At 41.6% G+C, this 10,749-nt stretch carries 10 protein-coding genes; 4 read left to right on the top strand and 6 right to left on the bottom strand.

Features of this window, described 5'->3' with window-relative positions:
* From ADA42_RS06655 to ADA42_RS06645, 3 genes are all read right to left on the bottom strand, one after another.
* The coding region (locus ADA42_RS06655) for an MFS transporter (RefSeq protein ID WP_171249918.1) at nt 1-834 on the bottom strand (834 nt) is incomplete at its 3' end.
* A gap of 328 nt (nt 835-1,162) precedes the next feature.
* Nucleotides 1,163-2,074 carry an alpha/beta fold hydrolase gene (locus ADA42_RS06650; RefSeq protein WP_048764254.1) on the bottom strand — a complete coding sequence of 304 codons (912 nt, stop codon included), beginning with the start codon at nt 2,072-2,074 and terminating at the stop codon, nt 1,163-1,165.
* Between the two features lie 8 nt (nt 2,075-2,082).
* On the bottom strand, nt 2,083-2,625 hold the full coding sequence (locus ADA42_RS06645; protein ID WP_004947673.1) for a PadR family transcriptional regulator: 543 nt from the start codon (nt 2,623-2,625) through the stop codon (nt 2,083-2,085).
* Between the two features lie 123 nt (nt 2,626-2,748).
* Between ADA42_RS06645 and ADA42_RS06640 the strand changes: the two genes are divergently transcribed.
* Nucleotides 2,749-4,776 carry an FAD-dependent oxidoreductase gene (locus ADA42_RS06640; RefSeq protein ID WP_004947671.1) on the top strand — a complete coding sequence of 676 codons (2,028 nt, stop codon included), beginning with the start codon at nt 2,749-2,751 and terminating at the stop codon, nt 4,774-4,776.
* A gap of 111 nt (nt 4,777-4,887) precedes the next feature.
* Nucleotides 4,888-5,967, top strand: coding sequence for a YheT family hydrolase (locus tag ADA42_RS06635; protein ID WP_004937948.1), 1,080 nt, complete (start codon nt 4,888-4,890; stop codon nt 5,965-5,967).
* Between the two features lie 22 nt (nt 5,968-5,989).
* Here the strand turns inward: ADA42_RS06635 and ADA42_RS06630 are convergent, their stop codons facing one another.
* Together ADA42_RS06630 and ADA42_RS06625 are read right to left on the bottom strand one after the other, a co-directional pair.
* Nucleotides 5,990-6,889 (bottom strand): LysR family transcriptional regulator, encoded by a 900-nt coding sequence (locus tag ADA42_RS06630; protein WP_004937946.1) that lies wholly within the window; start codon nt 6,887-6,889, stop codon nt 5,990-5,992.
* A gap of 100 nt (nt 6,890-6,989) precedes the next feature.
* Nucleotides 6,990-7,430 (bottom strand): HD domain-containing protein, encoded by a 441-nt coding sequence (locus tag ADA42_RS06625; protein WP_004947669.1) that lies wholly within the window; start codon nt 7,428-7,430, stop codon nt 6,990-6,992.
* 164 nt (nt 7,431-7,594) lie between these two features.
* Between ADA42_RS06625 and ADA42_RS06620 the strand changes: the two genes are divergently transcribed.
* Nucleotides 7,595-7,921, top strand: a complete 327-nt coding sequence (locus ADA42_RS06620) for a hypothetical protein (protein ID WP_004947666.1) — start codon at nt 7,595-7,597, stop codon at nt 7,919-7,921.
* A gap of 10 nt (nt 7,922-7,931) precedes the next feature.
* On the opposite strand, the gene ADA42_RS06615 is transcribed toward ADA42_RS06620, so the two are convergent.
* The gene (locus ADA42_RS06615) at nt 7,932-8,879 is read right to left on the bottom strand and encodes a LysR substrate-binding domain-containing protein (RefSeq protein ID WP_048764252.1); all 948 of its coding nucleotides are present in this window, start codon (nt 8,877-8,879) and stop codon (nt 7,932-7,934) included.
* 220 nt (nt 8,880-9,099) lie between these two features.
* Here ADA42_RS06615 and ADA42_RS06610 point away from each other — a divergent pair, with 220 nt between their 5' ends.
* On the top strand, nt 9,100-10,320 hold the full coding sequence (locus tag ADA42_RS06610) for an acyl-CoA dehydrogenase (protein ID WP_048764250.1): 1,221 nt from the start codon (nt 9,100-9,102) through the stop codon (nt 10,318-10,320).
* The last annotated feature ends 429 nt before the right edge of the window (nt 10,321-10,749 follow it).

Genomic DNA, 10,749 nt, shown 5'->3' with positions numbered 1-10,749 from the left:
GGTCATCATGTAGCCAACAGTTCGGCCTTCAATACCCAAGCTGGTGATATAGGTTTTTGAATATACGGTTAAAACATAAAAGGTTAAAGAACCTGCCGAGGTATAGCCCACCACCAGTAAAAAGGTAAACCAGTGCTTTTTAAATAGCTCGCGCAATGAACCCGATTCTTTTTTGTCGCTGTCTTCATGCGACAAGGTTTCTTCAAGTTTGCTTCGTGCTAAAAGTGAAATAATTGCTGCGATGCCGCCAATCACAAATGGAATTCTCCAGCCACCATCCATGAGTTGTTGTTCGGTCATAAAGGCCAGCATGATCACACCGAGCAAGCTTGCCAAGAGCTGGCCGCCTGAAAGGGTCACATATTGAAACGACGCATAAAAACCGCGTTGACCTTTAAGCGCAATTTCACTCATATAGGTAGCAACAGCACCGTATTCACCACCAACCGATAAACCTTGTAGCAAGCGTACCATTAATAATAAAAAGGGCGCTGCAATACCAACCTGATCATAGGTCGGGAGTGCGGCAAATAAGAAGGAGCTGACCGCCATCAGGCTAATTGAAATCACCATCGACTGTTTTCGGCCATGTTTATCGGCAATTCGACCAAATAACCAGCTACCAATCGGGCGCATAAAAAAGCTGGCTGCAAAAACGCCCCAAACATAAATACCTTGAGCGGTTGAACTCATGTCGGGTGCAGTCAATGCTCGCTGAAAATACATGGCAAAAACGGCGTAGATATAAAAGTCAAACCATTCAACTAAATTCCCTGAAGATGCTCCGACAATTCCCATAACGCGTTTGCGTTTTTCTTCTTTGCTATATACCACTTCACTCATCTAATAAATATCCTTATGGTCGGTCTAGTTATGGTCATCATATATTTTTTGACGTGATCAGATACGTTTGTACCTGTTGTCTAACAAAAGCATCAAACTACAGCAGGACGGGACTGTCTAGGGTAAAAAATCAGAATTCTATTAATTTATACAGAGTTTTAAACAATACTTTTCACGTTAGTTTTATTAAGTTTTTGAATTTATTCTGTAAATCCTAAAAATGCCAGCATCTTTTATTGTCTTTTTTATAAGCATGAAAATATTAACATAATTCTATGTTTTTATTGATAAAAACGATTGAGACGAAGTTTTTCTAAAACTAGTGTACTTTCTTCAAAAAATGCCCAATCTCGGTTCTAAATTTTTTTGGCTCCGTAATGAGCGGTGTATGACCAGACTTTTCAAAATAAATAGGCTGAGCATTTTTTAACTGATGAGCAATTAATGTCTGACCTTGTTCTGGATAAAGTGTCGACTGTTTTCCAATGAAAAATGTGGTGGGGCATTCAAGTGCCTGTAAAGCGGTTCGATAATCTTCGGTATGATTCAAATAATTTTGTACATACCATCTGAGGTAATCTAAGCGCTGAATCGGAAGTACATGTTTTTGAAGTTTTGGGTATTGCAGAGCCAGCTTGAATATTTTGGGTATAAATGAGTTGCTGCTTTGAAACTCGATAAACTTCAGCCATGTTTCAACCAGCTCCTGTTGGTGAGTCAGCGGAAGTTCCTCTAAATATTGAACGGATGCATGTGATTGTAAAAGTGCGTTAATCAAATGAAGAAAACGTCTAAATTCGGTATAACGTTCACCAAAAAGACCAAACTGCCACGTGCTATCGACACGTATTTTTGGAGTTTGATCGATATGTAAATAACCTTTTAATTTCTGTCCTAAATGGCCGTATTGCATACCATGCATTGCAGTGGTTGCACCCATCGAGTATCCGATAAGGGTAAACTGGGTCAGTTTGAGCTCGTCAATCAAGTGTTCAACATCACGCCAGTGGCTAGAAATAGAATCTAGCTCTTGCGGTATCGCACAATGTTGTGATCGACCAAAACCACGCCATTCAGGAATAATAAACTCAAAGCCTTTGGTATATGAAAGTAAAAAGGGAAGCCATTGCCAGCTCAACATACCTAAACCAGAAAGTACCAACACTGGCTCGCCTGATCCAAAACGTCTGACAAATAATTGCTCTTGATCCGGCATAGTATAAAAAGGCATGGCTGGTCCTATTGGTTAATTAGTGCATTTAATTCAGGAATGACTTCATCGAGCCATTTGATCCATTCTTGCTCCATGGTAATGCCCAATTCTAAAATTTTTCGATGAATAAACAATACCCGGTTTTCTGATGTGTTGTGTTTAAAATCTTTATCGTAGATGGTTTGGTAGAGCTTCAGTTTTTCTTGATGAATTGCCAAGTGTCGCTCGAGTTCAGGCAAGATTTGATTGCCACCAAGTTGAGCTTCTGCACGTAAACGAACCATCAAATCATCACGAAGTTGAGACGGTTCACTTTGCTGGAGCAACCAGCTTGAAAGTTCTATTCGACCGAGCTGTTCCACCTGATAGGTTTTTTTACGCGTGTGACTTGAGGCTTCATCAATGGTTGAAATCCAGCCTTTAGCCAGCATCGCACTGAGTTCACGATAAATCTGTTGATGACTGGCATTCCAGAAAAATCCCATCGAGCGATCAAAACGTCGGGCGAGTTCAAATCCGGAACTGGGTTTCTCCAATAAGCTGGTCAGTAAAACATGCGAAAGCGACATAGCCATCCTAAAACTCGATGTGACGCTTCAGATTATGCAATAAGTTGCATAGAAAGCAAATTTTGTTTATAAGTTTATGCAACATATTGCATAAAGCGCGCTTATGCCAGCCAGGGAGATTATATGTCAACGCACTATCCGCATTTATTGGCACCATTAGATTTAGGATTTACTACATTAAAAAATCGTATCTTAATGGGATCGATGCATATTGGACTTGAAGAAGCACCTGGTGGATATGCGCGTATGGCTGCATTTTATGCAGAGCGTGCTCAAGGTGAAGTGGGGCTTATTGTGACGGGTGGTATCTCGCCAAATGATGCAGGCCGAACTTTTGCACATGCTTCAAAACTAGATACGCTCGAAGAAGCGGAAAAACATAAAGTTATCACGCAAGCTGTGCATGACGCTGGCGGTAAAATTGCCATGCAGATTTTACATACCGGTCGTTATTCTTATCAGCAAGAAATTGTCGCGCCGTCCGCCATTCAGGCACCCATTAACCCGATCAAGCCGCAACAACTTAGTTCGGCTGAGGTCTGGCAGACAATATCCGACTTTGTCAATTGTGCAAAGCTCGCACAATATGCGGGTTATGATGGCGTAGAAATTATGGGATCAGAAGGTTATCTCATCAATGAGTTTATTGCTGCTCGAACCAACCATCGAGATGATGAATGGGGCGGTCAGTACGAAAACCGCATTCGCTTTCCAATTGAAATTGTAAAGCGTACTCGTGAAGAGGTTGGTGAAAATTTTATTATTATTTACCGACTGTCGATGCTTGATCTGGTCGAGGGCGGCTCAACCTTAGATGAAGTCATTCATTTAGCCAAAGAAATTGAAAAAGCCGGTGCAACAATTATCAATACCGGAATTGGCTGGCATGAGGCACGTATCCCCACCATTGCCACTAAAGTGCCGCGGGCCGCATTTACATGGGTGACCGAAAAAATTCGACCTCACGTGAAAGTGCCACTGATTACATCAAACCGTATTAATACTCCTGAAATGGCAGAGTACGTACTTGCAAGTGGACATGCCGATATCGTCTCAATGGCACGCCCGATGCTGGCCGATCCAGAATTTGCTTTAAAAGCCCGCGAGGGACGTAGTGATGAAATCAATACCTGTATTGGTTGCAATCAAGCCTGTCTGGATCATATCTTTAATGGTAAAGTGGCCTCGTGTTTGGTCAATCCACGCGCATGCCATGAAACCGAACTCAATTTTAAAGCAGCGGCTACACCGAAAAAAATCGCTGTCGTTGGCGCAGGCCCGGCAGGTTTAAGTTTTGCCATCTATGCTGCCAGTCGTGGTCATAAAATCAAATTATATGAAGCCGCTGAGCAAATTGGCGGCCAATTTAATATTGCCAAAACCATTCCGGGTAAAGAAGAATTTTACGAAACTCTGCGTTACTTTAATCGCCAGATTGAACTGCAGCCGAACATTGAGCTGGTTTTAAACTACAAAATCGATTATGACGAATTAGCCAAGTCAGACTTCGATGAGATTGTTATTGCAACTGGTGTTACACCACGTCATCTCAATCTCGAAGGTATCCAGCATCCGAAAGTGTTGAGTTACCTCGATGTACTTAAAGCCCGTCAGCCAGTCGGTCATAAAGTTGCGATTATCGGTGCGGGTGGTATTGGCTTTGATACCGCAGAGTTTCTTACCCATGAAGGCGAAAGCGGCAGTATTCACCCTAAGAAGTTTTATGACGAATGGGGAATCGATACCTCCTATAGCCAAGTCGGTGGCTTAAAAACTGCGGCGGTTGAGCACAGTGCACGTGAAATATATTTGCTACAACGTAAAGCCAGTTCGGTCGGAGCAACACTGGGCAAAACCACGGGTTGGATTCATCGTACAGGTTTAAAAAATCGTAATGTGAAAATGATTGCCGGTGCACAGTATGAAAAAATTGATGATCAGGGTTTACATATTCAGATCGGTGAAAAGACCACAGTACTTGATGTCGATCATGTCATTATCTGTGCGGGACAAGAATCGTTTACGGCGATGTATGAACCACTCAAGCAGCTTGGCAAAAATGTACATTTGATTGGTGGCGCCAAAGAGGCGGGTGAGTTAGATGCTAAACGTGCTATCCGTCATGGTGCAGAGCTTGCGGCTATGATTTAAGTTTTTGTTCATCCTTAAGGTTTAGGCTATCGATTGGTCTAGGCCTTTTAAAATATCGGTTCGCTAATTTTTCGAATGTTGTTCTAAATTCCTATAAAGTTGATACATTTCATGAAAAAGATAAATGTGCTAAAAAAACTAACAGATACGCTTGATCGTTTGACAGGAGCAGATTATCCCCAAATCTATCTGCATCCTGAGAGCGGTCTTCATCAGCATATGCAAAAGCTCACCCAATTAAATGCTAAGTATCGCCCGACACCTTGGCTCTTTAACGAGCATCTTCAGCTTCTTTATTTTGATTTGGTTAAAAAACGCTTTATCCGCCAGCAATATGATCATATCGATTATTTAAAGATGCAAGACGGCGGGGAAACTGCAATTACATGGGTCGGTTCGCACTTACCCGCAGACACGCCGACGATTGTCATTTTGCATACCATTACCGGTTCTCCGTCTAGTATGCGCGAGTTGGTTCGTGACTTACACCGCTTTACTGGCTGGCGGATTGCACTTTGTGTGCGCCGTGGACATGCCGATTTAAACTTTTCTATACCGCAATTTAACTTGTTTGGCTCAACTGCAGACTTAAAAGAACAACTTGATTTTATTCGTCTTAAGCTCCCCCAATCAGATTTGTATGCTGTTGGATCATCGGCTGGATCGGGTCTACTGGTGCGTTACTTGGGTGAAGTTGCAGATCAGTCATGTTTTAAAGCCGCATTTGCATTTTGTCCGGGTTACAACATTGAAACGGGTTTTGATAAAGTTCATCCGGTTTATAGTCGGTATATGGCAAAAAAAATAATCAATCGCTTTGTTAAGAAACACCTGCAAGGTTGGTCACATATCGATAATTTAAAAGAACTCCTGACATCTAAAAATTTAACCGAGTTTCATCTTCGCTACTATCAGCTTGCTGGTTTTTCAAACTATCAAGACTATACGTTGGCCACCAATCCCATGCACGTTTTTAAGCAAATCAAAGTGCCACTGATGGTACTTAACTCACAAGATGATCCAGTGTGTCATATCGACAACTTTGCACCTTATCTGCCTGAAATTCAGGCTATGCAGAACATTGCCGTCGTGACCACCAAGAAGGGAAGTCATTGTGCGTTTTATGAGGGATGGCGCACACAGTCTTGGGCCACCAAGCTCATGGCAGATTTTTTTCTAAGTCAGAAGTAAGTCATTTTTGCTTAAGCAAATATCAGCGCTCGGTTAAATGCTCAACCAAGTAATCGATAAACACACGAACAGCGGGCAGTAATCCACGACGTGAAGGATATACCGCATGAAAGACACCATGCGGTGCTTTCCATTCAGGCAAGACGCGAACCAATTCACCCGATTTAACATAGTCGCTGGCAATGGTATCGGGAAGTAGCGCGATACCGCAGTTTTGTGCGGTAATATTGGCAAGTACTGAAAGGTTAGATGCCATCACCACCGGATTGACTTTGATTTTCTGTAGTTCATTGCTTTGGCTGTACAAGCTAAACTGCTGATCTAAATGCTCATCCGATAAACTCAAAATCCGATGATGATGCAAATCTTCGGGCGCTTTAACAGAGCCGTATTCGTTTAAGTACGCCTGACTGGCAAAAAGATGTTGCTCGATGATGGAGAATTGACGTAACACCAGACTCGGATCATCATCAAGATTTGAGCGAACGCGAAGCGCAATATCTATGCCTTCATTGACAATATCAACACGTCGATTACTAATGATCAGTTGAACTCGAATTTCAGGATACTGTTTTAAAAAATTCGGCAGCAGTTTCGACATCTGATTTTGTGCAATATCGACAGGAACACTCACTTTAATCACGCCACGAGGCTGGATACTCAAGTGATCTACCAGATCATGTGCGGCTTGTGCAGCATTCATCATCACTTGTGCATGCCGATAAATATTCATCCCGATATCGGTCACTGCAAAGTGTCGAGAGCTACGCTGAATTAAGCGGACGCCTAAATTCTCCTCAAGATTGTATACGCGGCGACTTAATTTTGACTTTGGAATATCTGTGGCACGCTCGGCAGCACTGAAACCACCGTGTTCAACCACAAGAGCAAAGCAATAAAAATCGTCTAAATCTGTGAGCATGATGCATGTCCATATTTCTAAAAATAGGGGGTTTCAAATTTTTTCAGAGTATACCCAATATTTTTCTGAGGATATGTGATTACTCAGTAAATCATGCAATTTAGGCCAAAATAGACGAATTTGGATCAAGTAAATAGGCTTGCACTTTTTTATACTCTTCTAAACGCGCAAAATCACGGGCTGTAGGGTGGGTAATTCGTTTTAAATCCATATTGTCTTTTAGATCGGCCAGTTTGACTGCTTTGGCTAATGGGTTATTTACAATTCGCTTTGCGGCTGTAAATCGGCTCTCGCCGGGTTTTTTGGTGAGCGCAATGACTGCATCAATAATATCTTGGCTAAAACCCAATGAAATTAGATCGACAATTGTGGTGTCGGTGTCTTCAAGTAAGTCGTGCATCACTGCAACAATTTTTTGTTCTAAAGTATCCAGATGAAGCATAAGTCGTAATGGATGTAAGATATAAGGTTGTCCAGCTTTGTCTACTTGTCCCGCGTGTTTTTTTGCTGCAAGTCCGATTGCTTTTTCCAAAGTTGACATGAATGCTCCAGTATTGAATGACATGACATTAGTAACAGCACTGCGCTTAGTACTCACTTAAGCACGCTACACTGGCAAGATCAATCCGACATCAGTCGATTTAAAACGATTAGATGCAAACAAATATTTCTTTTACACTATGTGGACCTTTTAGAGAATGAAATATGACTTATCAATTAATTCTTCAACCAGATGCATCATTGAATATCGATTGCCCGATATGCAAACACCCAGTTATTGACTGGTCGCAAGAACAATATGTTCAGCCCTGCGAACATACTCTCTTTGTCGCGATGGATTTAGGATTCGAGTTTGTTTCCGATCGCTTTGAAGCGCAGATGCAACAACCTGTAGATGAATTACATGAAGATCCAGATATGAATATTTTTCATGCAATTACTTCAACTACATATCCTGTTCAAGTGATTGTCAAAGCCGATTTAGGTGTGCAATCGCTTTCACGCTACGTAGGATTTAGCGATCAACTTTAAAACGAAGAATTTAGAGAAACTGAGATTCAAATTCTCTGACTTCATGTTCGAGCCATTGAGTAAATTTTACAATCAATGCGTTTTTATGTTGCTCAGACGAAACAAAGTAATATGAACGAGTACCAACAAGCTCCACATGAGACACTCGTATCAAGTCACCCTGTTCAAGCTCTTTTTCAAGTAGCAAAGGCGGTATTAATGCAACGCCTAAATGATGCATCGCAGCGACAGCCAGCATTGAGAAAAGTTCATGGCGTTGCCCGTCCATTGCATAAGGATAGGCATAATCTGCTTGAGCAAACCATTCATTCCAGATGTAGGGGCGAGTGGTCTGCTGAAGTAAAGGGAGCTGACTAATTTGTTCTGCAGTCAAATCCAGACTTTCATTCTCGCCTGACACACACTCTGGAAAATATTTTTCAATCAGTGTTTTAGAGCAGACGGGGACTAACGCTTCTTCCATAAGAAACTGGATTTTGGCATCGGGCCAGTTTTCAATTTGTGCAGGAGTGCCGGCATAAATTGCAGCATCAAAAATATGCTCACTAAACAAAAAAGGTTTGGTACTGGTTTCTAAATGAATCGTAATCTCAGGATACAAACGATTAAATCGATAAAGTCGCGGCAGTAACCATCGTGTTGCGAAGGTTGGAACAACGCCCAGTTTTAGTGTTCCACCTAACCCCTTGTGCGCCATTAAATCCAGTGTGGCATGTTCGATACCGAGTAAATGTGATTTGATCGTTTTTAAATAACTCTCACCCGCTTGTGTCAGCTCAACTCCATGACGCGCTCGTACAAAAAGCGCCACAGCAAGAAAGTCTTCAAGTTGCTGAATTTGCCGAGAAACAGCACTTTGGGTAATCGATAATTCTTGGGCTGCTGCTGTATAACTACGATGTTTCGCGGCCGATTCAAAACATAATAATGCCTGTAAAGAAGGAATCATTCGTCGCATATTATGTATCCTAGATCATTCTTTTAAATATTAAAAAATGGCTTCTTAAATAAATCCACCTGAAACTCGAAAAGCACTTTTATTCTAAACCAGAAAATTGAAAAGCAAAAAATAAGATATGAGAAAAATGCATGACTACATGCGAAATTATCGTTTGTGGTACTCGTTAACACAGCCTAAGATGAAGAAATAACAGTTCAATCATTAGGCTAGGAAAGCAATGAATCATATGGTCGATCATACAAAAAAAACAGCACGCGTCCACTTCAATTGGGATGATCCTTTCTTAATTGAGCAACAGCTCACGAATGAAGAGCGCATGATTCGCGATGCTGCACATGCCTATTGTCAAGATAAACTCATGCCTCGAGTGTTAGAACAGTTTCGTCACGAAAAAACTGATCCAGCTATTTTTCGTGAAATGGGTGAGTTAGGTCTTTTGGGCCCAACCATTGATGAGCAGTATGGTGGTGCCGGTCTGAATTATGTCAGCTATGGATTAATTGCAAGAGAAATCGAACGTGTAGATTCGGGTTATCGATCTATGGCAAGTGTACAAAGTTCATTGGTGATGGTGCCAATTTCCGAATTTGGATCTGAAGCACAAAAACAAAAGTATTTACCGAAGCTCGCTACAGGTGAATATATTGGATGCTTCGGTTTAACAGAGCCGGATTACGGTTCAGACCCTGGAAGTATGATCACACGTGCAAAAAAAGTTGATGGAGGCTATCGTCTTTCGGGTGCAAAAATGTGGATCACGAACAGCCCAATCGCCGATGTATTTGTGGTTTGGGCCAAAGAAGTATCGAGTGAAGGCAATATTGGCGAAATTCGTGGATTTATTTTAGAAAAAGGGTGGCAAGGTTTATCGGCACCAGCCATACATGGCAAGGTTGGACTACGTGCCTCTATCACCGGTGAAATTGTGATGGATAATGTTTTTGTACCTGAAGAAAATGCTTTTCCAGATATTAGAGGTTTAAAAGGTCCATTTACCTGCTTAAACAGTGCCCGTTACGGCATTGCTTGGGGTGCGATGGGCGCGGCAGAATTCTGCTGGCACACTGCACGTCAATACACATTGGATCGTAAACAGTTTGGTCGACCGCTGGCTGCCACCCAGCTTATACAAAAAAAATTGGCCGATATGCAAACCGAAATTGCAATAGGTTTACAGGCCGCACTTCGATTTGGCCGAATGAAAGATGAAGGATTGGCGGCAGTTGAAGGGACTTCACTCATCAAGCGCAACAACTGTGGCAAGGCGCTCGATATTGCACGTTTAGCTCGCGATATGATGGGAGGCAACGGAATCAGTGATGAATTTGGGGTTGCACGTCATCTGGTGAATCTTGAAGTAGTCAATACCTATGAAGGTACACATGATGTACATGCTCTTATTTTGGGGCGCGCTCAGACTGGTCTTGCAGCATTTTAGCTTTTTAAAAAACTCAGCTTCTAAAGAGATCATAACTATTCAAAATCACACGGCTTAAAATGCTCACTAAGCCGTGTGTTCATTTATTTTTCAATTCGGAGAATACGTTCTACATATTATGAGGCAATAAAAAGTAAATCTGATCTAAATTAATTCAATGAATCGGGTATAATTGACTATTATATGATCGATATCGAGCTAAATCATATAATTTTGCTTAAAAAATAAACCATTGTTTGTTTTTTTTAAAATAATACTTGCGTTGGTTGGTTTTTTGCTTAGAATACGCAGCATCCCGACGCGATACACGAAAGCAACTTAGCTTACAGGGTTAAGTTGAAAGAAAGTGTTTTGCGTTGAATTTGTCTCTGACGAAGAGCAAATCGATCATTAAGAGAATAGAAGAACAACTTGTGTGGATTTTTACTG

Source organism: Acinetobacter sp. 243_ASPC, from assembly GCF_001054715.1.
Classification (GTDB): domain Bacteria; phylum Pseudomonadota; class Gammaproteobacteria; order Pseudomonadales; family Moraxellaceae; genus Acinetobacter; species Acinetobacter soli.
This window is presented reverse-complemented; position numbering and strand designations above follow the sequence as displayed.

Excerpts from the sequence above, each read along its gene's own strand:
- ADA42_RS06650 (WP_048764254.1), bottom strand. The coding sequence starts at position 2,074 with ATGCCTTTTTATACTATGCCGGATCAAGAGCAATTATTTGTCAGACGT.
- ADA42_RS06645 (WP_004947673.1), bottom strand. The coding sequence starts at position 2,625 with ATGTCGCTTTCGCATGTTTTACTGACCAGCTTATTGGAGAAACCCAGT.
- ADA42_RS06640 (WP_004947671.1), top strand. The coding sequence starts at position 2,749 with ATGTCAACGCACTATCCGCATTTATTGGCACCATTAGATTTAGGATTT.
- ADA42_RS06635 (WP_004937948.1), top strand. The coding sequence starts at position 4,888 with ATGAAAAAGATAAATGTGCTAAAAAAACTAACAGATACGCTTGATCGT.
- ADA42_RS06630 (WP_004937946.1), bottom strand. The coding sequence starts at position 6,889 with ATGCTCACAGATTTAGACGATTTTTATTGCTTTGCTCTTGTGGTTGAA.
- ADA42_RS06625 (WP_004947669.1), bottom strand. The coding sequence starts at position 7,430 with ATGTCAACTTTGGAAAAAGCAATCGGACTTGCAGCAAAAAAACACGCG.
- ADA42_RS06620 (WP_004947666.1), top strand. The coding sequence starts at position 7,595 with ATGACTTATCAATTAATTCTTCAACCAGATGCATCATTGAATATCGAT.
- ADA42_RS06615 (WP_048764252.1), bottom strand. The coding sequence starts at position 8,879 with ATGCGACGAATGATTCCTTCTTTACAGGCATTATTATGTTTTGAATCG.
- ADA42_RS06610 (WP_048764250.1), top strand. The coding sequence starts at position 9,100 with ATGAATCATATGGTCGATCATACAAAAAAAACAGCACGCGTCCACTTC.